Below are 24,850 nucleotides of genomic sequence, written 5' to 3'. Positions count from 1 at the left end.
TGAACTAGCTAACAGTATATTCGACATGGGTTTTGACTTTATCTTTGGGAATTAATACAGAAACAACTGAGATGACTTCTTCTGTATTTTGCGTTACTCCTCCTCCCCCATAAGGCCCATTGGTGTAGAGTGTCTCCACTTCCTGTCCTATTTTTCGGGCTTTCTCAAGGGTATCCGCTTTTGCACAGACCCTTAACCTGACTTCCAAAAGGTCTTGGGGATGGCTGTGATATGGGGTAATGGAATTCAGGCCGATCCTTTCAAATCTTACATCCTCCAAGGCCAGTTTTTCCAGTCTTTTTTTCACGATTTCAGCAGCCAATTGGGCCCTAGCTATGCAATCAGTCCCGCCATAACTGATCTGACCTTCCCCCAAAAAACCATTGATAAAGCCTATGCTGACTTTGTAAAAATCCGATGCCTTTTTCCCAGAGGCTTTTCGGAACCGCACCAGGTCTTTACCTTCTGATTCAAATTCCACGGCAGAAAAATCCGCAGTACAATCCGGTGTCAGGTAATGGGCCGGGTCATGGATTTCATAGAGCAGCTGTTCCGTACAGGTAGCTGTATTGATAATTCCGCCGGTACCCTCCACTTTGGAAATAATACCTTCTCCATTTTCATCAATTTCAACAAAAGGAAATCCAATATTCCATAGATCCGGAACTGTTTTTCTATCTGTGTCTGCAAAATATCCGCCACAAACCTGTCCTGCGCATTCCAATAGATGCCCCACCATTGTACCCCTCCCCAGTTTTTCAAAATCCTCCATAGACCAACCAAACTCATGGATCATGGGAGCCAAAAACAAAGAAGGGTCGGCAGTTCTTCCGGTAATTACCACATCTGCGCCTTGCTTTAATGCTTCAATAATGCCAGCTGAACCCAGGTAAGCGTTGGCAGAAATAATCCTGTTATCTAAAATACTTAAATATTGCCCTGTCTCAAGAATTTTAAGGTCTTGGGATCTTTTTACCAAATCCAGAACATCATCTCCCAAGACTGCAGCTATTTTGAGTCCTGTTATTCCTTTCCTTTTGGCTATTTCCCTTGTGACCTGCATGGCCTGTAAGGGATTGGCTGCTCCCATATTGGTGATTACCTTGGTCTTTCTGGCAAATGCAAGCGGGAGAATTTCCTCCATGCGGTATTCCAACAGGTGGTTATATCCTTTTTTTGGATCATTTTTCTTTTCTTTTTGGGCGAGCGCTATTGTCCGCTCAGCAAGACACTCAAAACATATATAATCCAGATTACCTTGATCAAGTAATGTTAAAGCAGGTTCCAGACGATCCCCTGCATATCCTGCACCACTGCCAATTCTCATTGATTTCATAGATTATAAGGTTATGGCTCCGACGACAAAGGAAAAGAAAAGAATAACTAAACTGACTAAAAACGCATAGGGAATGGTCATCCTCTGATGACTTCCCATATCTACGCCTGTAAGTCCGACCAATAAGAAAGTAGCCCCGGTGAGGGGACTGACCGGAAATCCTGTTGTCATTTGCCCTACTATGGCCGCCCTTCCTATTTCGATTGCCTCTCCTCCAAATTGGTTAAAGGTGTTGGAAAGCACAGGTAAAATTCCAAAATAAAAAGAGTCAGGATCAAATAAAAGGCTTGCCGGCATAGCAGTTAAACCCACATACAAGGGCAAATGATGACCAATCCATTCCGGAACTTGCACTACTGCAGCCCGAGCCATTGCTTCTATCATACCCGATCCCTTCATAATACCAATAAAACAGCCTGCCGCAAACAAAATTACCACCATCAATACCACTGCTTTGGAGTGGGCATTGATCCGCTCAGCCTGCTCTTTGACATTGGGAAAGTTGATGGAAATCGCAACTGCAAAAGCAAGCATAAAAATAATATGAGGTGCCGCAAAACCGGACACCAAGGTATAGACGGCTAAAAGGATAAGTAGGATATTTACCCAAAACAATCGGGGTTTTTGCCGCTCTGAATTGGGTTCAGAAAAGCGCTCCAAAATCTTGTCATTGATCTCAGGTATTCTTTCTTTTCTACCCAGGAAAAAAGCGATAATCAGTACAGCGAACAAACCAAAAACAACAGGGATGAGCATGGGGTTAAACAATTCTGTAACCGGAACCTCCAAAGCTGAAGCGGCCCTAATGGTAGGTCCTCCCCAAGGTAGAATGTTCATGGTACCTGCTGCTAGCGCAACTATACAGGCCAAAGTGGTGCGTTTCATTCCTAACCTATCATAAACGGGTAAAAATGCAGGAACAGAAATTAAGAAAGTACTTGCTCCGGAACCATCAAGATGGGATACCATTGCAAGCACCGCCGAACCCAGTGCAACTTTTGCCGGATCGTTTCCGGCAAGCCTTAATATCATTTTGATGATGGGTTGGAAAGTCCCCGAATCAGTCAAAATCCCCAAAAACAGGATAGCAAAAATAAACATCACGCCTGTCGGTGCAATAGAAAGAATCCCTTGAGTGATGAACTCGAAAATTTCCAATCCAAAGCCCGCCAAAACAGCTGAAACCACTGGAACAAGAATCAGTGCTACTGTGGGTGATGCTTTTTTTGTGATCACCAAAAAAAGCATCACCGCTATTGTCATCAGACCAAGTATTGCCAACATATTTTAGAATTTATATTTTAAATTCGCAGGACCAATAGATGAGATGCCATTTCATATCCTGATAGCGCCCTACTCATAATGTATTTTTTACATAAAGGTAAATGTAGTCATCTCTTACTAAGAATTAAAACACCTCCAAAAAATAAAAAGAGAATTGAACGCATTTTCCACATTTAAGAAATATCAACCTATATTTTTCCATAATTTGCTTCATCCCATACCCTGGCACCCAGATCTACCCTCTAATTCTTTAAGGTATTGAATAGTGGATTTACAGAGATTTTCCAAGACGGCAAGGTTGAGTTGATTTAATTTCTTAAAATAAATGCAAGCTTTGCCCATTTTATAATTCCCCAATTGGTCAAGGAATTCATTATTGTCATTGCCCTGGGCTATTACATAAAGGGAAAAGGCAGCTTTTCTTGGCGAAAAACCTAAAAGCGGTGCATCTCCCTCATGGCCAGTGGCATATTTGTAATGGTAAGATCCGAAGCCGATAATGGAAGGTCCCCACATTTTGGGCTCATACCCAGACCATGCCCGCATGAGCTCTATCAGTTGGAAACAGTCCTGCTTCTTTTCCTCTTTGTCAACAAATGAGTTGATAAAATCCAAAACACTTTGATTGGTTTCAGCTGTCTTGTTTTTTGCTGCCATGAGCGATTTGCATTAATTAGAGGAAAGTGGAATAATTCAAAAGACAATTTAATACCTAAAATCCGCAGGATTTTAGTTTGGAGATTTGAATCTGCTTGTTTGTGTTCATTTTTGGTCTAGTTCGGGAATTTCTTCCCTTTGATTGAAGAGTGTTCATAGTTTTGAGACAATGGATTTTAGGTTTGAGGATAAAATGGACGGTTTTTTTCCTCAATTTTAATGGAAAAGGCATACCTCTTCCCTGTAAATCTTTATTTTTTGAGCTCCTGAGGGGTTTTTATCTGAATTTAGTTCAAAATCGGCTTGTAATCCTTACTCGTGAACAGTTTGAGCACTTCTCTTCTTCCCGTTCTTATCCACTTGGCTGAAACAGTGATAAATCTGAAGATAAACTTCTTGAGCCTGTCGGTAGGCTTAAGCCAATCAACTTTTCTGGAATACTCTCCAATGATATAGGTGTAAAAATTGGCATACATAGCCGTCATAAGCATAAAGGAGGTATTCTCTGCAAGGAACGAACAGGGCAACTTAGACCAGCCAAAGTCATTGTTGAGTACATCAAACAAGCGTTCGCTTGCACCCCGGGCGTTATAAAACCTTACAACAGCTTCATTGGACGATGTATGTTCATTGGTCAGAATAGCCCTGTAAGTAAATGCATCTCCACTAAACACATCTGCCTGCCCGTCTTTACGCCTGATTCTGGTAATGACCAGCCTGTAAGACCTGTCTTTACCGAAAGGTTTGTAGTCGGATAGGTCAGTAACTTCCATTTCCTGTACACCCAAACGTATTTTCTGCCACTTCTCAGGGGCTATACTTCCAAGGATATTATCCAGTTTGGCACATCTGTTTGCCCGTATATAAAAGCTTTCGGTATGTGCTTCCAGTGTGCGGAGAACTTCTTCCTGATAGGATGCTGAATCGGCTCTGAACCTTCCGATACGGATATTTTCATTGGTAAGCTGCCCAAACATGCGTGTAAGTGTATCAGCCTGCAAATATTTGGCCTGACTGTTGCCATTTCTGCCCTCTACGTACACAGGAATGGCCTGTGAAAATTCAGGATGTGCTATGGAAGCTACACCTGGCTGATATCCATAGACGTGTTTATATGTCTTTTTTGAATCGTACTTTTCAGTTGGAATGACGGTGTTGTCATAATCGAGGTCGTAAGCAACACCTGACTTGAGTAATCCGGTCTTACAAGCTGATTTTAACAACAAGCTGTTGAGTTTTCCATTGATATTAAATTCATGGCTTACTCCACTGGACGGATTTATAAAGAGTTCTGTATCAACAGCAAGCTCTTTGATACCTCTCAGAATTGTATCGGCACTGCATACTGAAAATGAAGGGACCTGTTCAAGTGCGTCTCTCAAGTGAACATTGATATCTTCAGTACAGTCGCCACCATTAAAGAAAATAGCCATATGATTGGCGAAAATGTCACTGTATGAAAACCCTCCCCTTAAGGCTCTAACCCCCAATTGATTATCAATGAGTTCTGGGAGACCAGAATTTTTGAAAGAGTTAAAAACAAAATTAAAACCTCCGAAAGGTGTGATTTTTTCTGTCGAATTCGTAATTTTCATACCGCTTATCAAGGATGTGTGGTAACACCTAAATAAGTGAAAAAAAAACGAGCCGGAAAAGCCTGAATTGAATAAATTCAGCCACTTTTTCGGCTTTTTTTAAATCCGCCCTGCGGATTTAAGGTAATATATAAAAATTCTTTTGTAGTCAGTAAAGTAAATATCTATTAGGTTGGCTTTAGAACCTTTAATTTCAATTCATGACCCTTGCTAAAACCAAGGCTTTCAAGAATATCAAACCTGTATAGTTCTACACCAAGTAAAAAAATCCTATCATCTCCTATGACATATTTTTAAGGTATAAATCTGGCTTTCTTTCAATTTAAAGTCCAAGTCTAAATAAAGTCTGATTGCAGGAATCCGATGGTCTTCGGTAAAAAGTAATATTTCGGTCAGGCCCTTCTTTTTTCCTTCCTCCAAGAGTTTTTCCATCAGCTTTCTCCCTATCCCCTGACCCCTATATTGTTCATCGACCACCACATCTTCAATCCATCCTTTTTTCCTGGAAATCACTTTATAAGTACACATGGAGGCTATGCCGATAACCTGATCATTGTGCTCACAACAGGCCAAAGTAATCTGGTTTTCTTCCTCCAATACCTCCCTCAAATTGGTTTGTACTTTCTCACCTCCCAATTGTTTAAATAGGTTGGCTATTTGGGTTTCCCTATTTGGATTCAGATCCTGGATGTTTAGGATGTCGATTTTCAATTTTGAAATTTTATTTTGAATTGTATGATTTTTCAAATTTGCCACGTTTAGGCCAATAATTATCTGCAGAGCTTCCAAAAATCGATTTTTGGAAGCCCTAATTTTCTATCCTCAAGATTATTAGGAATTAATGGTATATAGCAAGTTTTTTTTAAAATTCAAGTATATTTGATAATCTTACTTTAAAACTTTTTAAGAAAAGACTCTACTCTTATTTACGAATCATCCTTGAAACCCGTCTTAAAAACTTCATGTATTTGTTTGTTTTTAATGGATTGATTAGAAAACTTGGACACTCTAATAAATGGAATAGGTTAGTTGAACAATTTTACCAACCTGCCATGACTGTTACACTATGGAATGAACCCTCGGCATAATTCTTTTTTCTGCTTGATTTCTCTTTAGTGAGGTAATTCCAAACCTCCTCCTTGAACGCCAAGTTTCAAAATTATAATCAATACCTGATCCTTTGGAATCCATATTTTCTCTCCTACAAGTTTGAGCTGTGTGAGTTGGGTATGTTAAAAAATCACCGATTTTTAAGGACCATCTCCCCTACCCTTCTGCCCAAACCCTCTGCTTTCTTCAAAAATAGCTGATCAATTTCCTTTCCGGCAAAATCCCCCTCCCCTGTAATGGCAGAGGCCCCAAAAGCAGCTTCGACTTCCTCTCCCCCTACAATGATCATCCCATGGATCATCATGGACCTAATCATACTGAACATTACTGCCTCTTCGCCAATAGAAAATCCTCCTCCTGTAACAAATACAGCCCCGATTTTACCTTTCAAGGGCCGGCCATCGAATGGCCAAGAGTTGATAAACTCCTGTACTTGGGGCGCCATGTTGGCATTATATACAGGGGAACCCAAGATAATGGCTGAGGCATTGAGAATTTCTTCTTCTGTCACCTCAGCAATGGGCTTGAGGATATAACCGACTCCTTGGACTTCTTCTACTCCCTTTGCCACTGCTTCGGCCATGGCTTGGGTTTTTCCCGATTGGGTGTGGTAAGTGATGAGGATGGTGGGGGGAGATTGGGCTAAAACAATATTTTGAGAAAAACTCAGAATTACTAGTAAAAAAACAAGTATTTTAAAAAACTTATACTTCACCATCACTTAAGTTTTTTTAAATCATCTAAATCCTTAAATCTACCTGTATAATACTCCCCAAAATTGAGACCGGAGGTTAAGTTAAAAAAAACCGTTTAAATTTAACCTTATGAACAAGCAAACAAGACGAAAGTTTTCTCCTGAGTTCAAGGCAAAAGTAGCCCTTGAAGCAATCAAGAATCAGTTTACCTTGGCTGAATTGTCCAAGAAGTTCGATGTCAGCCCTGTGATTATATCCAAGTGGAAGGGTGAGTTTTTGGATAATATGTCAGCTGTATTTGAAAAGGAGCATCCAAAGAAAAAGGAAGAAGGCCCGGCCCTTGAGCAGCTCTATGCCCAGATTGGGGAGCTGAAGGTTGAGAATGACTTTTTAAAAAAAAGCTGCAAGAAACTGGGGATATGAAAGATCGGGCGACATTGGTTTGTTCCGACTTTAGAGGGCTGTCTATAAGGAGACAGTGTGAAGTATTGGAGGTTCCCCGAAGCAGTCTATATTACAAACCAAAAGGGGAAAACGAGATCAATCTGAAACTGATGGGAATCATGGACAGGCATCTTACCGATCACCCTACTGAAGGCGTTGTGTCGATGGTTTACCTGCTGACTGGACGCCAGTACACATCAGCCTTATGGATCAATTACCTTGAAGGGCTGGATATCAAAGTATCAATGGACGGAAAGGGAAGGGCTTTGGACAATGTATATATTGAGAGGTTCTGGAAGTCGGTCAAGTATGATTACATCTATCTGAACCCAAGCGAGGACGGTTATGACCTGCTCAAAGGTGTCAAATGGTATATTGAATACTACAACCAAAAGGTCCATCACACCACCAGGGAGAAGCCCAGGGAAAGATATTTTGGGGCAACCCAAAAAGCAGCATAAAGCAAAAGTTAGTTGTCCTGTTTCCCAAGGGTACCCTTGGGAAACAGGACAACTAAGGACATATTAACAAATAAATAAATTAACTTAGCAACTGATACTTTTGGTCCAACAAATGGGGAGTATTATATTTACAATTAATGCCGTTAAGTTAAGGAATGTGATTAAATAGATTTGTAATTCATTGAGTATTTCAGTTTAGCTCTGAATTTCCGCTTGAATACCTGGTTTCTTTTTGAATATTCTATTTTGGAAGCGATTTTCTTTACATATTTCTGGATAATCTGCTCCAATTCACCAATTAAATCTCTGATTTTAAGAATCAGGGATTTTGTTTTTGACAATGCATAAGTTTTATTGATTATCAAGGTCCTTGCTGACTTTGATGTCCGTCCTGTTTTGGTTTTTGGCTCCACATCATAGCAAAGAATATTGCAGAGTGATATGATCAGGGTCTTAGCATAGAAGTCCTGCTGGACCGCCCATGCTGTTTTGCCGGAAAAATCAGATACTTCAAGTCTTGATTTGATCAGTTTATATGCTTCTTCTATTCCCCATCTCTGTTTGTACAGGTTTATTAGAGAGGAGGCTGTATATTTTTTCCTGTCCAACAGCGAAGTCGCATATATTGAAATCTTACCCTTCTTATTCTTTTTCTTGATCAGTCTTACGGTCATGGTTTGGGATAACGAGGGATACTTTTCAAGCAGCCATCTGTATTTTGGAGGGAGTATTAATGTATATTCCGCATCAGAGGAACTACTTCGGGAAAAATCTTCGACACATTTCCACCAATTGTCTTTCATCCTGAAAAGAAAGTCGGCCCCTTTTCCTTTCAATTCGAAAAAAAGTCTCAGTGATGCATAATACCTGTCGCACACAAGAAGATCCCCTTCTTTAATATGTCCAAGATGGGCATGACATAGGGTGGCTTCCGAAGTGGTGTAGCTTTCCATACCGGCATCCAGTACAAGGCCGTTGTAAACATCATACAGGTAAGATATCCTGCTCATGTAATGTCCCGCATCCGCATTGGGCCCAAAACCATGATAGCTGAACTTCTCTGACATGGAGGGATGATCCGGGAGTTCAAGTGTTGAACCATCAACAGAAAGCACCCTATGCCCCTTCCATTTCTTGAACTTTGCATGTTGGTAAAAAAGACTGCAGATCAAACCGTTAAGCTTTTTAAAAACTGTATAGCACAGTTTTTTCCTGGCCTGGGTAAATGCACTTTTAGTGGGCGATAAGGAAGATTCCCCAAAAAACTCTTCAAGGCAGATATTAAGTCCTTTGTTGCTCTTTGACAAAATAAAAAGCACAAGAACTTCAAAGGAAAAGAAACGGTCACGAAGAAAATCTTTCACCGAAGTCCTACTTTCGATGATAAATTTTTCATAACTTAGTTTTAACTTGAATTCATTTACAATTAAAGTTTTAAGGCTTCCAGCACTCCCTGCTTTCGGAAGCCTTATTTTATACCTCTAATATAATGAATTTCAGTTAATTAACCACTAACCAATAGCGTCCTAAATAAAAAATGAGAGGTCTGAATTTTTGCCCAAAATGTGTATTTTGGGTTTGCACCAAAAACAAAGACCTCTCATGTGTAATATTACATTGTTTTCACAGATTATTAAAAAGATTGACCGTTCAACTTTCAAAAAACTGGTTCAAGATAAGCAGACAGATAAAGGTTGTAAAGGTTTTGATAGCTGGACACATCTAGTATCAATGCTTTTCTGTCATTTTGCAAAAAGCACATCGGTAAGAGATATATCCAATGGTCTTCGTTCAGCTACGGGGAACCTAAACCATCTTGGGATTTCAAAGGCTCCTTCCAAGTCAAGTATCAGCTATCAGAACAAGCGGAGAGATGCTGATCTTTTTAAAGACCTTTATTATTCTCTTTTGGGAAGTTTAGGACAGCAGGCATCACTCAGGCGTGTCAAACTTAAAATCAAGGTGCCAGTATATCTTTTAGATGCAACAGTCATAAGCCTTTGCCTTTCTGTCTTCGACTGGGCCACATTCCGCACTAAAAAGGGCGCTGTTAAGATGCATACCCTGTTAGATTATGATGGTAAACTTCCTGCTTATGTGAACATTACAGAAGGAAGCGTAGCGGATAATAAAGGTGCTTACAATATACCTTTGGAAAAAGGTTCTGTTATCGTCGCAGACAGGTACTACAATGACTTTCCGATGCTAAATATTTGGGACAGCAAAGGGGTATTCTTTGTCATAAGGCATAAGGACAACCTGGCTTACACCGTGATCAGCGAACGGGAACTGCCAGAAAAAATGGCACAGCATGTTCTAATTGACCAAGAAATAGAACTGACCAACCCACAGTCTAAGACTAAGTATCCTAAAAAACTCAGAAGAGTGGCAGTCTGGGACGAGAAAAACCAACAGACCATAGAAATCATCACCAACAACTTCACCTGGGCAGCACAGACAATCGGAGACCTTTATAAATCAAGGTGGGAAATTGAAGTTTTTTTCAGGGATATTAAGCAGCTACTCCACATTAAGACATTCATTGGAACTTCAAAAAACGCAGTAATGATACAGATATGGACTGCCTTGATTACAATTTTACTGTTAAAAGCAATGAAAGCATCCGCAAAATACGGATGGCATCTGTCAAATCTAGTAGCATTTATCAGATTGAATATTTTCGTCAAAATTGAATTGCAAAATTGGCTGGACAGACCTTTTGAAGATCATGACAAACCCCCAAAATATAACCCACAGGGGGTTCTTTTTCCAGATTATAAATAAATCACTTCACAATTACCTCTAAGCTAATATTCTTAGAGAAGAAAAAATTATTTAGGACAGCATTGACCACTAACTAAACGGCATTATATTTACAATATAAACTTATATTTAAAAAGAATACAAATTTGAAAGTTTTTGATACTTTTGCAAAATCTAATGACATGAATACTGATCTGAATAAAACAGAACTACAACGTGTCAATTCAATCTACGAGTATGTTCTTGATTTTACTGAACTAACCCCAGAATTTGAAAATTTATCAAGACTTCTATCCTTCATCACTGGGGCGAGATTTTCATTCATAAATATATTAGACCATCAAATTCAATGGCCTCTCGCCACTTTTGGAATGTATCCTGGCCCCATGGACGTAGATGAATCCATTTGTGTTTACACAATTCAACAAGACCAAGATTTTATAGTAGAAGATTTAACAAAAGACTATCGCTTTAAGGATAGATCCTATGTTAAAAAAGACCCTAAATTAAAGTATTATTACGGCGTTCCACTTAAAAACTTACAGGGCTTTAATGTCGGGACAGTATGTGTGATGGATACTTATAAGCTCAACTTAAACGATGATCAAATAAAAGGAATAAGGTTTATTGCAGATGAAATTATTAACAAACTTGATTTGTTAAAAGAAATTAAAACAAAAAACCAGGAAATAGTTGATCTAAAAAATAAAATCAAATCACTTGGGCATGACATAAGAGGGCCGCTAGGGGGAATTGTAGGATTAAGCAGCATCATTATCAATGAATTAGATCAAATTCAAAAAAATGATCTGCTGGAATTCACCCAAATGATTAACAAGAGTGGAAATTCATTAATTGACTTCTTGAACCAAATTCTCAAAGACATTGACAATCTTTCAATTGGCTATCAAACAACAGATCTAATTTCGATAAGATACAAGTTGTTATATATGTTCGATGCCACAACGAAACAAAAGAACATATATTTTGAAATCAGCATTTTATCAACTGAAACTGTGATTTATTTGTCGTCAACAAAACTTTTGCAAATTATGAATAATCTAATTGCAAACGCAATTAAATACACCAAAGAAGGGGGGACTGTTAAGGTGGATTTAGAAGTTATTAATAGTTCTGGCAGAAAAAAACTTTTTGGCAAAGTTAGAGATACAGGAATTGGAATGTCTCATAGAAAAATTTCTCAAATATTAGATTCACAGGTAATTGAAAGTACCGAAGGCACAAATCAAGAAAAAGGTTTCGGATATGGTCTTGAAATGGTCAAATTTAATTTACAACAACTTGGAGGACAATTATTCATAGAATCAGACGAGAACACATATACAGAGTTTTCATTTGAAATTCCAATTCCGATTTTTGGTAATAATATAGAAGGGAATAAGTAATTTGACTATTCGGAATGTTGCACTACGGATAAATAGAAGCTACATATAATCGGGAATAAGACAAAAACTGTGCAAGTTGATTTTACTACTTAGGACCTCTTGTTTAATTCTCAATTGACTGAAATCCAATTAAATAAATAACAAAAAACATAACACAAAAACCCCGAAATCGGCTGTTTTGAGCTTTTTTAGGGGTTTTCTTTTTTGTATTTTAAGGTTGCAGACTTAAATACGATTAAAGATATGGCTCAGCTTCCTCTTTTCAAAGATTTCGATGGATATTCTCCAAAATATCACTTTTTCAAGAATTCATTGTTAGGTCAGGTTCATGACAGTATCCCTTGGGATGAACTTGTTTCATGTCTCCCAAGAGAACTTTCGGGAAGAGGTGCTCCAAGCTGGTTTGGTCCCAAGGGTATGTTTGCACTTATGTTTTTAAAAGCATATCTGAATGTCAGCGACCGGCATCTTCTGGAACGCTTCAATACTGACTGGTCTCTCCAGTATTTCTGCGGGAAAGTATTGGCAGAAAATGAGCAGATTAAAGACATGACCATTATGACCCGTATAAGGGCTTATATTGAAACCCATTGTGAATGGGAGAAGCTTCAGGAGATTCTTATCCTGCACTGGAAACATGATGTCAATAACAGCCATGTACTTCTGATGGATGCCACCTGCTATGAGTCGCACATACGTTTTCCAACTGACGTAAAGCTTCTTTGGGAGTGCTGTGAATGGGTTTTTGAAGATCAGCTATTCAGGATCTGTTCAGACCTGGGTATCAAAAGGCCAAGATCCAAATTCAGGGAGCAGTGTGCCCATACTGCAAATCATGGCCAAACGCACCCAAAACCGAAGCCTAAATTGTACTTTTCCGTACTCAAATTGACCGTAAATTAATGTCCAAATTCTCCAAAAAAAGAAAGTAGAGCTTAGTTTAAGCTCTACTCCCTAATTCCGAAGGAATTTTCCAAGAGGCCCTAAATAAAAAACAGCCACTTTATCATAAGAAGGGCTGCCCTTTGAAGGCAGCCACTTCAAAATTGAAAGCAATGGACAATCAGTGCATAGTATCCTTTATAAAATCAGCCAAATCCTTCTTGAATTTAACCAAGGAAGGAAGGTGGGTGTACATCATATGACCTGCTTCATAATAAGTCATGATAATGTTTTTGCGGATCTCAGGCCTTAAATTCATTTGATCTATGGTATGTTCCACTCCATAGAAAACTGTAGCCAGATCATAGTACCCATTCATAATCAACACTTTGACATGAGGATCTTTGTTCATAGCATCTGCCATATCAATGGCTGTATTGATGGATATCATAGATCCCCAGCCTTCGTTTCCTTTATGAGACCAGTCCCACTTAAAACCCGGTGAAGAATAGGCCGAGGTCTTATAATTCAATTTTTTACTTACTCCAAGGTCCCTGTGGAAATAATCCAAAAACCCTGCGGTGTATGCCGGTGAAATAGCATCGCTTTGGGGGTCTGTAATGGCATATTGGTTTTGTGGGAATGGATTAATCCCTATAAACCTGGAATCCAGTCTACCCACTGTCATGCCTTCTTCACGAAGCAGCTCATTGAAGAATTCCTGTGCCTTAACCCTCAAATTTGCCCTCAACCAGTAATCTTTTGATACTCCGGAGTAATGTTCGAGTTTAGTAGCAAGCGCTGATTTTTCAGCATCAGAAAGCCTTCCTCCTTTGAACAGAGCCGGCATGTATTCTTCTTCTGTGAATTTCCTGACCTCATCTACAAATGCTTCCAGGTTAGGGTTTTTATTCTTCAATTTATCATGATACCAAGCTGTGGTGGCATAAGTAGGAAAGTGGACCAAATAAGAAGTGCTTTCCTGAACAGGAAATGCCAAAGACCTAAGGTCAAATACGGCAGAAACCATTACCACACCGTTCAGAGCAAAACCCCTGTCCAGCAAATAATTCATTACACCGGCATTCCTCATGGTACCATAGCTTTCGCCCAATAGGTATTTGGGAGACTGTAGCCTGTCATACTCTTTGAGGAATTGCATTATGAATAAACTGATGGCCCTGATATCCTGATCAACACCCCAGAAATCCTTTCCCTCTGCCTTTCCTACAGGAATGCTTAATCCGGTACCAATAGGATCCATCATCACGACATCTGCGATATCCAAAATTGAATATTCATTATTAACCAGTTCATAAGGAGCAGCTTTGGTATATCCCGGATCATTCACCACTATTCTTTTTGGCCCCATTACTCCCATGTGAAGCCAATAGGAGGATGAACCAGGACCACCGTTGAATGAAAAAATGATGGGCCTTTTGGATGGTCCGTCTTCTTTAAAGTAGGCTGTGAATCCGTGAAGTGCAATGGGTTCATTGTTTTCATCCCTCAGAAGCATAGTTCCAGCCCTGGTTTTAAGGGTATGGTTGACACCATTGATCCGCACTGTTTGGTTGGAAATAAAAACCTCCGGTTCAGGTATGGGTTTTTCTGCCGGTTTTTCCTGTGCCCATGTAGATGTACAAATCAGAATGGCTAAAAGGACAATGAAGTTGAATTTTTTCATTTCTCGTTTTTGGTTAATTCAGGGCCTTAATCTAAGCAATTATCACCAAGCTATGAAGGCAAATTATTTCAAGAATTTTAATCAAAAACCCATAAACGGATATAGTCGGATATATCCGATTAGAATTTAGGCAAATCATCCCCTTTTTAGATATTTGGACAGCTGCCTTTTTTTAGTCGGCTACTTCAAAATCAATCTTTTAACCATTTACTATTTAAACTATGAGCAGTTTAAGAAACAGGGTACAACTGATCGGGAGATTGGGTGCCAAAGCTGAAATCAAGCGATTTGATGATGGAAAAGTCAAGGCCTCTTTAAGTCTGGCCACTAATGATTTCTACAAGAACCAAAAAGGGGAGAAAGTGGAAGAAACCACCTGGCATAATGTGGTTGCATGGGGAAAACCTGCCGAAATCATTGAAAAATATACCGATAAAGGAACAGAGATTGCCCTTGACGGAAAGCTTACCAACAGAAGCTACACGGACAAAGACGGTGTCAAAAAATACATCACAGAAGTCCTGGTTGATAATTTGGTGCTTTTGGGAGAAAAAGCCGCAGTTACGACCTGATCAATCGCTTCCGGTTATTACCAAAATAATTTAACGAGGCTTTACCCTACCCATTTTAATCAATTAAAACGGGGACTAAGAACAATTAAAAGATTTTCCAGTTTCTTATTTTTGAAAGGGTTTTATCAGTATTTTTACGCCTCGTTAAACCTATTGAACAATGAAAAAAATAGCAGTTTTTACTTCCGGAGGAGATGCACCGGGAATGAATGCTTGCATACGGGCTGTTGTGAGAACAGCTATTTTTAAAGAAATTGAAGTGTATGGTATTTCCTATGGTTATGATGGCATGATCAATGGAAACATCAAAAAAATGCAATCCCATTCTGTCAGCAATATTATCCAAAGAGGAGGCACCATTCTCAAATCTGCCAGGAGTGAAGAGTTTAGAACTCCAGAAGGAAGGAAAAGAGCTTATGAGCAATTGAAAAAACATGAAATTGAAGGAATTGTAGCCATAGGTGGGGATGGTACTTTCACAGGAGCTAAGATATTTTTCGAAGAGTTTGGAATACCTACGATAGGCTGTCCGGGGACTATTGACAATGATATTTATGGAACTGATTATACGATTGGTTTTGACACAGCGGTTAATACTGCTTTGGAAGCAATTGATAAAATCAGGGATACAGCCGCTGCCCATGACAGGATATTCTTTATCGAGGTGATGGGAAGAGATTCAGGGTATATTGCCCTGGAATGTGGAATTGGAGGAGGTGCAGAATTTGTCATGATTCCTGAAACGGAAACTGATCTGAAAAGCGTGGTTAAGTCCCTCAAAAACCTGAGGAAAAGTAAAAGTTCGTCTATCATTGTGGTCGCCGAAGGGGATGATGAAGGAGGGGCAGAAGAGATCATGCAAAAAGTAAAAGACAAAGTGAATGACCCTGAAAAGGAATTTAAAGTCACTACATTAGGACATATCCAAAGAGGGGGAAATCCGACCGCAAGAGACAGGGTTTTGGCTTCCCGTTGCGGAATGGCAGCTGTGGAAGGGTTATTGAATGGACATTCAAATTGCATGGCCGGGGTAGTAAACGGAGAAGTGGTTTACACGCCCTTTGCAGACTGCATAGGAAAGACCAAACAACTCAAAGAAGATCATCTCAAATTAATCGAAATATTAAGCATTTAACATGGGGTTTATTCCTGTCATACTAACAATGTCCGCGGCCATAATCTTATTCATTATGGCCGTAAACAATTCTTTAAAATCAAAAAAAATACAAATCCAAGACAATCAGTTTAAAATGATGGAGGGCTTGAGGGCTTTCTCCCAGTCTTCGATATCCAATGAAGAAATAAAGCAGGACCGTATTTCAAAACTTTACCAAAATGTAAAAAAATCAATTCAGGAGGATCAGTTGGATGCTTTTGATAAAAAAGTGAGAAAACCTTATCAACAAGTTAAACTTTTAAAATCCGAATACAACAGGCTTATCTCAAAGAAGCCCTACAGCTTTGTAGCTAAAATTATGGGGCACAAACCCTATTAAGGTTTTTATCTTTTCAAAAACCTGATCTTTTCCTGGACAAATGCCATAATTTCCAGCTCCTGATCAGGGTGAAACCAGGTAATTTCCGGATCTTTTCTAAACCAGGTCAACTGACGTTTGGCATACCTTCTGGAATTACGCTTCAACAGTCTGATGGCTTCTTCTTTGTCATAATTTCCTTCTAAATACCCGAAAACCTCAGAATATCCCACCGTCTGCAAGGCATTCAAATGCCTGTAAGGAAACAATCTTTCTGCTTCTTCAAAAAGTCCTTCGGCTATCATTTCTTCCATTCTTTGATCTATTCTTTGGTACAATTCCTCCCTATCCCTATTAAGCCCCACTTTGATTATGTGAAATGGCCGTTCTATTTTCTTTTTCTGCCTAAAAGTACTGTAGAGTTTTCCGGTACCCAAGCAAACTTCAATGGCGCGCATCAGTCGCTGTGGGTTCATCAAATCAACCTCTTCAAAATATTCGGGATCGGTCTCTTTTAGTTTATTTTGCAGGTACTCCAGACCAAACTCCTGATATAATTTTATCAAATCTGTCCTAATCTGAGGATCGATGTCAGGAATTTCATCCATCCCATGAGCAATAATATCCACAAAAAGACCGGAACCTCCGGTCATAATTGCCACATCCCGGGTTTGGAATATCTCTTCAATAACTTTTAGCGCATCCTTTTCAAAATCCTTCACATCATAAACATCAAAAATCGATTTATGATCTATCAAATGGTGCCTGACCTCAGCCAATTCCTCTGGGCTGGGTTTAGCAGTCCCAATCTGAGTTTCTCTATAAAATTGCCGGCTATCCGAAGAAATGATTTCAGTTTGGAAGTTTTTGGCTAATTTTATGCAAAGGGAAGTCTTTCCTACAGCGGTAGGACCAACCACCATGATGAGATATTTATTTTGTTTCAGCAATTCAGCTTAGGAGTTATAAATTAGGCTTCCAAAAATATCAATAAAACCTGATGAAAAACAAAAAGGTCCTGATGGCAGACGACAATGCCTTAAATAGAAGGGTATTTCAAAATATTATCAGCCAAGTTTATCAATATGATATCGCTGAAAATGGCAAGGAAGTAATCCAAAAATTAAAAAATGATCATTTTGATGTGATTCTTTTGGATATACAAATGCCTCAATTAGATGGAATCAATACACTTAAGGCCATCAAAGAAAACCAACTAAGTAATGCACCAATAGTAGCAGTGTCTGCCTTCGCTGAAACAAAAGACAGGGAATACTTTCTGTCTGCAGGTTTTGATGATTTTATTTCCAAACCCATCAAACCAAAGCAGCTTCTTGAAACGATCAATTACCTGATAAAAAAATCTGACAGTTCTGAAAACAACAACCAAAATATAGGGACCAACCTTGAAGATACAGCAGTTCTTGATCACAATGTTTTAGTCAAATTATTGAAGTTCAACTCTATTGAAAACATAAAATTGGTCTACGATGATTTCATCTTGGAAACAGAAAAGCTTTTGGAGGAAATGGAATACCTGTTCAAATATGGTGATTATCAAGAAATTGGAGAAAAGTTACATATTATAAAAGGGAACTCCGGCACTTTAGGAGCCATGCAATTGTTTGCTTTTTCCCAAGCATTTGAAAGAAACATAAAATCAGGCAATTTTAACAATTCGTTAAAAGATTACATATATTTGAAGACCTTATTTGAAACCTTTAAAGAACATTATCAATCATCAGAATACCTAAATCCATGACGCCAACTAGAAAAGTACTGGTAGCTGAAGACAGTTCTGTAATTATCAATCTTACCAAAAACGTTTTGATGTTTGAAAATTACCACATCACAGCGGTAAAAAACGGAAAACAGGTTTTAGAAAAACTATCCAATGAGGATTTTGATCTGATTCTGATGGACATCAATATGCCTCTAATGGATGGCATAGAATGTACAACCGCAATTCGGGCTCTTCCAGATCAAAAAAAATCCAAAATTCCCATTGTTGCCATTACGGGAAATTACAAGAACTATACCATGGACGACTTCAAAAAAGCAGGGCTAAATGATTATGTCCAAAAACCTTTGGATTATGACCTGTTGTTGGCTACCGTAAAGAAATATTTGTCCTAGATTTTTTAATATGACTGTAAAGTACACCAAAAACTTTCTTGATAAGCTGGAAAACATATTTGCGGCTTCTGAGTATATTTTGAGGTACGAAAAAGGAAATTTCAAATCAGGATACTGTGTTCTTAAAGAAAGCAAAATCGTAATCATCAACAAATACTACACGCTGGATGGAAAAATCAATGCGCTTTTGGACATTATTAAAGAGCTTGGTTTTAATCCCAATGATTTTGAAGACCAAAAAATACAGTCCCTGTTAACTGAACTTCAGCAAACAGAATTAAAGCTTTGAAAGTAACATTTTTAGGAACAGGTACATCACAGGGCGTGCCGGTCATAGGTTGTGACTGTCCCGTTTGCAGTTCATTGGATTTTAGAGATAAAAGGACCCGATGTGCCTTACACCTTGAAATCGACGGAAAAAGTATTGTCATAGACACAGGTCCTGATTTCCGGTTTCAAATGCTGCGTGAAAAAATCACTAAACTGGACGCAGTACTTTTTACTCATGAGCATAAAGACCATACGGCAGGATTGGACGATATAAGACCATTCAATTTTTCGCAAAAAAAAGACATGCCCATTTATGGGTCCAAAAAGGTACTTAACCAAATAAAAAGGGAATATTCTTATATTTTTGAAGAGGTAAAATATCCGGGCGTGCCTTCTGTCGTTCCTTATGAAATTACCAACAATACCTTTACAGCAGAAGAAATTCCCGTTATTCCTATTCAGGTAATGCATTACAGACTTCCGGTTTTTGGGTTTCGCTTCAAGGACTTTACCTACATCACGGATGCCAAACAAATCGAACCAAAAGAAATTGAAAAAATCAAAGGAACAAAGATCCTTGTACTTAATGCCTTACAAAAAAGTCATCATATCTCCCATTTGACCTTGGACGAAGCCATTCAGCTCACTGAAATCATCCAACCGGAAATGGCTTATTTCACCCATATCAGTCATAAACTAGGGACACATCAGGAAATCGAAAAAGAACTTCCGGATTATATCAAACTGGCTTATGACGGGCTGAAGATCTATATTGACTAATGCATTTCAATTATCACTTTCTAAGGTTTTTATGCCCTGAACTTCAAAAGAGGTTTCAAGGTATGCGTGTGATTACCTGCTTCTCCCAAAACAAAGATGAATTGGTCATCGGTTGTACCGGTAGAGGTGAAGATCAATATATCAGGGCGAATCTCCTTCCCATTATTTCCTGCATGTCCTTTCCAGCTGATTTCAAGAGAAGCAAAAGAAATACCATCTCCTTATTCTCCGAAATCATTGGCCAGGAAATTAATAGAATTAAAACATTCCAGTTTGAACGTGCATTCCGGATTGACTTTGTATCAGGAGATTGTCTGGTCTTTAAACTTCACGGAACAAGGAGCAATGTATTATTCTATCCCAATGCCTCACTAATCCCATCTGTTCTATTCAGAAATGAATTGAAGGATGATTGGAAATTGAAACTGGACGAAATAGATGCATATCTTGACCTTAGCTTTGAACATTTCGAATATTTGGAAGGCAACGCTTCAAAATTTTTGCCCACTTTAGGGAAAATCCCTAGAGAATGGCTAAAAAACAAAGGGTATATTGAAGGAGGTCTATTGCAAAAATGGCAATTAATGGCAGATGTTATGGACATGCTGGATGTCCCTTATTTCGCAATCATCAAAGAGGAAAAAGAATATTATTTAACCTTACTTCCAGCTGAAAATCCGATTTTTGAAACTTCAGACCCTGTTGAGGCCTGTAATGAACTTTTCAAATACAAAGTAGTCATACAGGCTTTTGAAAAAGAGAAAACTCATTGGCAAAAAACCTTTGAAGACCAAAAGAAAAGGACGAAAGCCTATATTCAAAAAACCACTGAAAAGCTGGAAGAATTGGAATCAGGCACCTCCCCTTCCCAGATAGCGGACATCATTATGGCTAATCTTCATGGGATCAATACTGATCAAGAAGAGGTAACACTTTTTAACTTCTACACACAGAAAGACGAAAAGATCAAACTCAAACGAGGTTTGTCCCCCCAGAAATTTGCAGAAAACCTCTACAGAAAATCAAAAAACAGGAAAAAAGAACTTGATCAGCTCTATCAGAACCTTGAGGAAAAAGAAAATCTCCTCCTTCAATTGGAAGATTGGCTTACGGAACTGGAGGGTGTAAATAATTTCAGAGAGCTGAAAGAATTTATTAAATCTAGGCAGCTAATAGAAAAACAGAAAGAAAAAGAAGAGCAAGTACCCTTCAAAAGGTTCGAGATCGAGGGATTTGATGTATTGGTCGGAAAATCAGCCAAGGCAAATGACGAACTACTCCGCCACTTTGCTTGGAAGGAAGACCTTTGGTTGCATGCCAAAGATGTATCCGGTTCCCATGTGGTCATCAAGTTCCGGTCCGGTTTGAATTATCCAAAAACTGTAATCGAAAGGGCTGGAGAGTTGGCAGCATTTTACTCCAAACACAAAAATGAGTCCCTGGCCCCTGTGATTTACACCCCTGTTAAATTTGTCAGAAAAGTTAAAGGTTCTGCACCCGGGGCGGTAACGGTGGACAAAGAAAGTGTTATTCTAGTACAACCAAAAGGGCCATCAGAGCAAAATTGAATCATATTGGAGGCCCTGGCGGTCTTACAGAAATTTTTTTAAATCCTTTGACCAAGATTACGGTTCCAGAAATACCTATCCCACCTCCTACATACAGTAAAGTTTCTCCCAGTTTGGGATTGCTTCCTAATAGTTGTCCCCCAACTATAGTTACCGAATAACCCAATGTAGCTACAAAAATCCCGGTCTTAAGTTGTTTTTTAGATTGGTAAAGATTGTTTTCAATTTCAAAAACCCGCTTTTCCAGCAAAAGAACAGTTTTAGGCAGGGTATCTGTTGATGCAATTTGATAGGTTTGGGCCGACAAATCAAATTGTACCAGGTAAAACAAAAAGAATAAAAACAATTTTTTCATGCCTTTACTGGTTTATCCATATCTTAAATTCACTGACCCTTTCCCTTGCTACGATTATTTTTTTCTGATTCAGGGAGGAAATATTCAACAATAGCCTGCCATTGACATACGGTTTCATTTCTACCAAATGGTCAATATTTATGATCATTGATCTGTTGACACGGTAAAACCTTAATGGATCCAATAAACCATTTTCCAACTCCTGTAAAGACAAGTCTACAATGGATTTTTTCCCGGAAAGATGCTCTTCTATATAAGTAAGGCCATTTTCGACGTAAAAGCATGCAATATTTTCTACTGGAACAAAATGCAATTTATTCCCAGATTTAGCCAGAAATCTTCTTTTATAGTTTTTCTGTTGATATTTTGATAAAAGTTGGTCAATAAATCCAGGAGATATTTTATCGAAACCATCCTTATTCCAGACTTTTTCCACTTTTGTAATGGCCTTTTCCAATCTTTGGGGATCTATGGGCTTCAAAACATAATCCAGGCAATAATGCTCAAAAGAATTCAGTGCATATTGATCATAAGCCGTAATAAAAATGATCGGAACATCAAGGTTTCTTCCTTTCAATGCCGAAAAACTCAACCCATCAGCAAGGTGAATATCACATAAAATAAGATCAAAGGAAAAATCTCCATCCAGCTTTTCTATTAACTCCTTGACAGTTTGTATCTGAGATAGAATATTCCATCCGGGTCTTAATTCACTAAGGACACTAACTATCCTTTGAAAAGTAAGTGGCTCATCTTCAACTATTAGAACTCTCATGGCTATGTATCAATGACAGTGTGACCTGAAAGAATTCCGGTTCATCGATAACCTCTATCTCTCTTCCTAAAAACTTATATCTTTCCATAATGTTTTGAAGTCCAACCCCTGAAGAAAAACCCTTATCCAATTTTTCCTGCTTCTTATTCCTAATGGTACATTTGGCATTCTCTACTCTAATCAACACTTCCATCGGTTGGCTCATCGTAAAAAAATTGTGTTTGACTACATTTTCCACCAAAAGTTGCAGAACAGCAGGCGGTAAGGAATAATCTGAATAAGTATCATCTATTTCCTTTTTGAAAGTTAGCGCACTTTGAAACCTTATTCCTAATAAATCAATGTAGTCATTTAAAAAATTGTACTCCTGCCTAAAAGGGATCAGCTCATTGGAGCTGTTTTTTAAGATGTAGCGATAAATATTGGAAAGTTTTTGTAGATACAGGTCAGCCAATTCAATGTCCTGGTGCATCAAATTGGATAAGGCGCTAAGATTATTAAAGAAAAAATGCGGGTTCAATTGATTATTTATTGTTTCCAATTTGGCATTTGCATTGAGAGTTTTCAGTTTTTCTGCTTCCAATTCCTTTTCCTTAAGCTTTTTGGCAAAGAAAAACACTGCATTCAAGGTATTCAAAAACAGATTGATCCTGTAACCGAATGCACTAGTCAGTAAAAAATTTTGAGTGGAATAAGCAAAGGGTCCCCCATAAACTGACCCCGTAATGATTACCGCAATCAGGCTGATAAGGCCCACAGCAATAAGGCTCGAAATAAATTGGACCAATAGAGGATGAATTTTTTTTAACCTAATTACCAGGAATTTCTCAATCCAGGAATTTGAGAACCAAACAGCATAGGAAATGGAAAATATCAGGACAAATGTAGCGTCTACAGGAAGTTCTACCTGATAAATCCTATCACCATCCAACAAAAGGATATTAAAAAAAGAAAATAGTGCAAGAATTCCAGGAAATATAACCCTGTACCTATGGTTAAACATATACTTATTAATTTTGTTGTAACCAACCTAAATTCAAAATGTTCAAAATCACCCACTTACCCGAAACAATACTATTCGGGTAAGTGGGGATATTTTTTTATTCCAGAGTTGGCAGCACTACTCCATTAATTACATGAACTACTCCATTTGCAATAGCAACGTCTGCAGCTACAACATTGAAGGTATTACCTGCAGTATCTGTTACGGTTACTCCACTACTTGATTTAGTAACCGTAAGATTTTCTCCGGCTAATGTTGGCACGGTCTGAGAACCATCTGCCAGGTCAAATGAGAATGCCACTGCCGGTACTACATGGTAGCCTAGCACTTTGGTAACCGCTTCGATTCCCAAGGCTTCAACCAATTCTCCAAGAGAATTTAAATTGAGCGCTTCCAATAAATCCCCGAAAGCATCATTTGTCGGCGCAAATACCGTGATGGCCTCCGCATCAAGTAGGGCTCCACCCAAATTGGCTGCTGTGACAGCATCAAGTAATACGGTGAGACCAGCAGCAGTACCGGCTTCTACAACATTAGGAAGAAAAATTTCCGGCAAAAGCACACCATCAATCACATGTACAACTCCATTTTCAATGGCCACGTCGGCTGCAACAACGTTAACCGTATTGCCCAAAGCATCCGTAACCCGCACATTATTACCCTGTCTGGTAACCGTCAGCTGTTGTCCGCCCAAGGTAGTAAATGTATTGCTTGCATTAAGGTCTCCTGAGAATGCTACAGCAGGTACGACGTGGAAACCTAATATTTCTTCCAAGTTGCTTAAACCACCGATCCTTGTTACCAATTGATTGAGGTCAGCAGCATTGAATGCTTGCAAAGCTGCCCCAAAGGCATCGTTAGTTGGCGCGAAAACCGTAATGGCATTTGCTGACAATAAGGCATCGGCAAGTCCATTTACAGCTGTTACCGCTGTCAACAAAGTGCTCAGTCCTGCTGCTTGGGCCGCTTCTACCAAGTTGGGTGCAGGTGGCTGTGGAATATTCAATCCTGGCAGCAGCACCCTATCAATTACATGAACTACTCCATTTTCAATTAAGACATCAGCAGCGATAACTGTTGCTGTATTTCCTGCTGCATCCACCACAGTAACTGTATTCCCTGCGCGGTTGATCGTTAAATTCTGACCAGAAAGTGTAGGAACAGTGTTGGTGGCATTAAGATTTGAGGAGAAAGCAACAGTAGGCACCACGTGGAAGCCCAAAACCACTTCCAGGTTGTTCACACCTCCGATGGCGTCGACTAATTCTCCTAGATTAGCAGCCCCAAATGCAGTAAGTGCCGCACTGAAGGCCTGATTGGTGGGCGCAAAAACAGTAATGGCATCAGCATTTAAAAGGGCTGTACCCAAACCTGGGACCGCTTCAACTGCTTGCAGTAAAGTAGTCAGACCTGCTGCATTGGCAGCTTCCACTAAATTTGGTGTAGGGACTTGAGGCTGAGGATCATCATTACAGCTCAAAACCACGAAAAACATGGCTCCCAAAAAGAGGTACTTGAATATTTTTTCCATAGTTGATTAGTTTAATTTAGAATCAAAACCTAATCAATCATGGAAGGATTTGTCAGTCCAAGTGA

At 39.0% G+C, this 24,850-nt stretch carries 25 protein-coding genes and 1 pseudogene; 13 read left to right on the top strand and 13 right to left on the bottom strand.

Going from position 1 to position 24,850, the window contains the following annotated elements:
* Positions 1 to 4 precede the first annotated feature (4 nt).
* From BC751_RS12820 to BC751_RS12795, 6 genes are all read right to left on the bottom strand, one after another.
* On the bottom strand, positions 5 to 1,336 hold the full coding sequence (locus tag BC751_RS12820; protein ID WP_130275883.1) for an acyclic terpene utilization AtuA family protein: 1,332 nt from the start codon (positions 1,334 to 1,336) through the stop codon (positions 5 to 7).
* A gap of 3 nt (positions 1,337 to 1,339) precedes the next feature.
* Complete coding sequence (locus BC751_RS12815; RefSeq protein ID WP_130275882.1) at positions 1,340 to 2,620, bottom strand: CitMHS family transporter; 1,281 nt, start codon at positions 2,618 to 2,620, stop codon at positions 1,340 to 1,342.
* A gap of 210 nt (positions 2,621 to 2,830) precedes the next feature.
* The gene (locus BC751_RS12810; RefSeq protein ID WP_130275881.1) at positions 2,831 to 3,277 is read right to left on the bottom strand and encodes a DUF1801 domain-containing protein; all 447 of its coding nucleotides are present in this window, start codon (positions 3,275 to 3,277) and stop codon (positions 2,831 to 2,833) included.
* A gap of 287 nt (positions 3,278 to 3,564) precedes the next feature.
* Entirely contained in the window at positions 3,565 to 4,872 is a 1,308-nt protein-coding gene (locus BC751_RS12805) for an IS1380 family transposase (RefSeq protein ID WP_130273823.1), read from the bottom strand.
* A 273-nt stretch (positions 4,873 to 5,145) separates the two neighbouring features.
* Positions 5,146 to 5,583: a GNAT family N-acetyltransferase gene (locus tag BC751_RS12800; RefSeq protein ID WP_130275880.1), complete on the bottom strand. Its 438-nt coding sequence runs from the start codon at positions 5,581 to 5,583 to the stop codon at positions 5,146 to 5,148.
* Positions 5,584 to 6,112: 529 nt separating this feature from the next.
* On the bottom strand, positions 6,113 to 6,700 hold the full coding sequence (locus BC751_RS12795) for a flavodoxin family protein (protein WP_130275879.1): 588 nt from the start codon (positions 6,698 to 6,700) through the stop codon (positions 6,113 to 6,115).
* Positions 6,701 to 6,806: 106 nt separating this feature from the next.
* Between BC751_RS12795 and BC751_RS12790 the strand changes: the two genes are divergently transcribed.
* Entirely contained in the window at positions 6,807 to 7,100 is a 294-nt protein-coding gene (locus BC751_RS12790) for a transposase (protein WP_130275878.1), read from the top strand.
* A 257-nt stretch (positions 7,101 to 7,357) separates the two neighbouring features.
* Positions 7,358 to 7,582 (top strand): annotated as a pseudogene (locus BC751_RS22450) (integrase core domain-containing protein); the annotation flags it as partial.
* Positions 7,583 to 7,743: 161 nt separating this feature from the next.
* Here BC751_RS22450 and BC751_RS12780 read toward each other — a convergent pair.
* Entirely contained in the window at positions 7,744 to 8,946 is a 1,203-nt protein-coding gene (locus tag BC751_RS12780) for an IS4 family transposase (protein WP_165389808.1), read from the bottom strand.
* 199 nt (positions 8,947 to 9,145) lie between these two features.
* Between BC751_RS12780 and BC751_RS12775 the strand changes: the two genes are divergently transcribed.
* The 3 genes from BC751_RS12775 to BC751_RS12765 all read left to right on the top strand — a co-directional run bounded on the left by BC751_RS12775 (position 9,146) and on the right by BC751_RS12765 (position 12,654).
* Entirely contained in the window at positions 9,146 to 10,366 is a 1,221-nt protein-coding gene (locus BC751_RS12775) for an IS4 family transposase (protein ID WP_242617437.1), read from the top strand.
* 125 nt (positions 10,367 to 10,491) lie between these two features.
* A complete protein-coding gene (locus BC751_RS12770) occupies positions 10,492 to 11,751 on the top strand; it encodes a GAF domain-containing sensor histidine kinase (protein ID WP_130275876.1) in 1,260 nt (419 codons plus the stop codon).
* Positions 11,752 to 11,994: 243 nt separating this feature from the next.
* Complete coding sequence (locus BC751_RS12765) at positions 11,995 to 12,654, top strand: transposase (protein WP_242617469.1); 660 nt, start codon at positions 11,995 to 11,997, stop codon at positions 12,652 to 12,654.
* A gap of 160 nt (positions 12,655 to 12,814) precedes the next feature.
* Here the strand turns inward: BC751_RS12765 and BC751_RS12760 are convergent, their stop codons facing one another.
* Positions 12,815 to 14,320 carry a S10 family peptidase gene (locus BC751_RS12760; protein ID WP_130275875.1) on the bottom strand — a complete coding sequence of 502 codons (1,506 nt, stop codon included), beginning with the start codon at positions 14,318 to 14,320 and terminating at the stop codon, positions 12,815 to 12,817.
* Positions 14,321 to 14,541: 221 nt separating this feature from the next.
* Between BC751_RS12760 and BC751_RS12755 the strand changes: the two genes are divergently transcribed.
* From BC751_RS12755 to BC751_RS12745, 3 genes are all read left to right on the top strand, one after another.
* Positions 14,542 to 14,892: a single-stranded DNA-binding protein gene (locus BC751_RS12755; protein WP_130275874.1), complete on the top strand. Its 351-nt coding sequence runs from the start codon at positions 14,542 to 14,544 to the stop codon at positions 14,890 to 14,892.
* Positions 14,893 to 15,052: 160 nt separating this feature from the next.
* On the top strand, positions 15,053 to 16,027 hold the full coding sequence (pfkA, locus tag BC751_RS12750; RefSeq protein WP_130275873.1) for a 6-phosphofructokinase: 975 nt from the start codon (positions 15,053 to 15,055) through the stop codon (positions 16,025 to 16,027).
* Positions 16,028 to 16,082: 55 nt separating this feature from the next.
* Positions 16,083 to 16,388: a hypothetical protein gene (locus BC751_RS12745; RefSeq protein ID WP_242617468.1), complete on the top strand. Its 306-nt coding sequence runs from the start codon at positions 16,083 to 16,085 to the stop codon at positions 16,386 to 16,388.
* Positions 16,389 to 16,393: 5 nt separating this feature from the next.
* Here the strand turns inward: BC751_RS12745 and miaA are convergent, their stop codons facing one another.
* Entirely contained in the window at positions 16,394 to 17,290 is an 897-nt protein-coding gene (miaA, locus tag BC751_RS12740) for a tRNA (adenosine(37)-N6)-dimethylallyltransferase MiaA (RefSeq protein WP_130275871.1), read from the bottom strand.
* Between the two features lie 77 nt (positions 17,291 to 17,367).
* On the opposite strand from miaA, the gene BC751_RS12735 reads away from it, so the two are divergent.
* The 5 genes from BC751_RS12735 (at position 17,368) to BC751_RS12715 (ending at position 21,121) form a co-directional block, all read left to right on the top strand.
* A complete protein-coding gene (locus tag BC751_RS12735) occupies positions 17,368 to 18,129 on the top strand; it encodes a response regulator (RefSeq protein ID WP_130275870.1) in 762 nt (253 codons plus the stop codon).
* A complete protein-coding gene (locus BC751_RS12730; RefSeq protein ID WP_130275869.1) occupies positions 18,126 to 18,503 on the top strand; it encodes a response regulator in 378 nt (125 codons plus the stop codon). Before BC751_RS12735 ends, BC751_RS12730 begins: the two co-directional genes overlap by 4 nt.
* A 10-nt stretch (positions 18,504 to 18,513) precedes the next feature.
* Positions 18,514 to 18,792, top strand: coding sequence for a hypothetical protein (locus BC751_RS12725; protein ID WP_130275868.1), 279 nt, complete (start codon positions 18,514 to 18,516; stop codon positions 18,790 to 18,792).
* A complete protein-coding gene (locus BC751_RS12720; protein ID WP_130275867.1) occupies positions 18,789 to 19,553 on the top strand; it encodes an MBL fold metallo-hydrolase in 765 nt (254 codons plus the stop codon). Before BC751_RS12725 ends, BC751_RS12720 begins: the two co-directional genes overlap by 4 nt.
* Positions 19,554 to 19,615: 62 nt before the next feature.
* Entirely contained in the window at positions 19,616 to 21,121 is a 1,506-nt protein-coding gene (locus BC751_RS12715; protein ID WP_341272839.1) for an NFACT RNA binding domain-containing protein, read from the top strand.
* A 1-nt stretch (position 21,122) separates the two neighbouring features.
* Here the strand turns inward: BC751_RS12715 and BC751_RS12710 are convergent, their stop codons facing one another.
* The 4 genes from BC751_RS12710 to BC751_RS12695 all read right to left on the bottom strand — a co-directional run bounded on the left by BC751_RS12710 (position 21,123) and on the right by BC751_RS12695 (position 24,785).
* Positions 21,123 to 21,476: a hypothetical protein gene (locus BC751_RS12710; RefSeq protein ID WP_130275865.1), complete on the bottom strand. Its 354-nt coding sequence runs from the start codon at positions 21,474 to 21,476 to the stop codon at positions 21,123 to 21,125.
* 4 nt (positions 21,477 to 21,480) lie between these two features.
* Positions 21,481 to 22,251, bottom strand: a complete 771-nt coding sequence (locus tag BC751_RS12705) for a LytR/AlgR family response regulator transcription factor (RefSeq protein ID WP_130275864.1) — start codon at positions 22,249 to 22,251, stop codon at positions 21,481 to 21,483.
* Positions 22,232 to 23,254: a sensor histidine kinase gene (locus BC751_RS12700; RefSeq protein WP_130275863.1), complete on the bottom strand. Its 1,023-nt coding sequence runs from the start codon at positions 23,252 to 23,254 to the stop codon at positions 22,232 to 22,234. Before BC751_RS12700 ends, BC751_RS12705 begins: the two co-directional genes overlap by 20 nt.
* A 97-nt stretch (positions 23,255 to 23,351) precedes the next feature.
* Complete coding sequence (locus tag BC751_RS12695) at positions 23,352 to 24,785, bottom strand: fasciclin domain-containing protein (RefSeq protein ID WP_130275862.1); 1,434 nt, start codon at positions 24,783 to 24,785, stop codon at positions 23,352 to 23,354.
* Positions 24,786 to 24,850 lie beyond the last annotated feature (65 nt).

This window comes from Cecembia calidifontis (genome assembly GCF_004216715.1).
Taxonomy (GTDB): domain Bacteria; phylum Bacteroidota; class Bacteroidia; order Cytophagales; family Cyclobacteriaceae; genus Cecembia_A; species Cecembia_A calidifontis.
The sequence above is the reverse complement of the archived record's forward strand: the minus strand, read 5'-3'. Positions and strand labels throughout refer to the sequence as shown.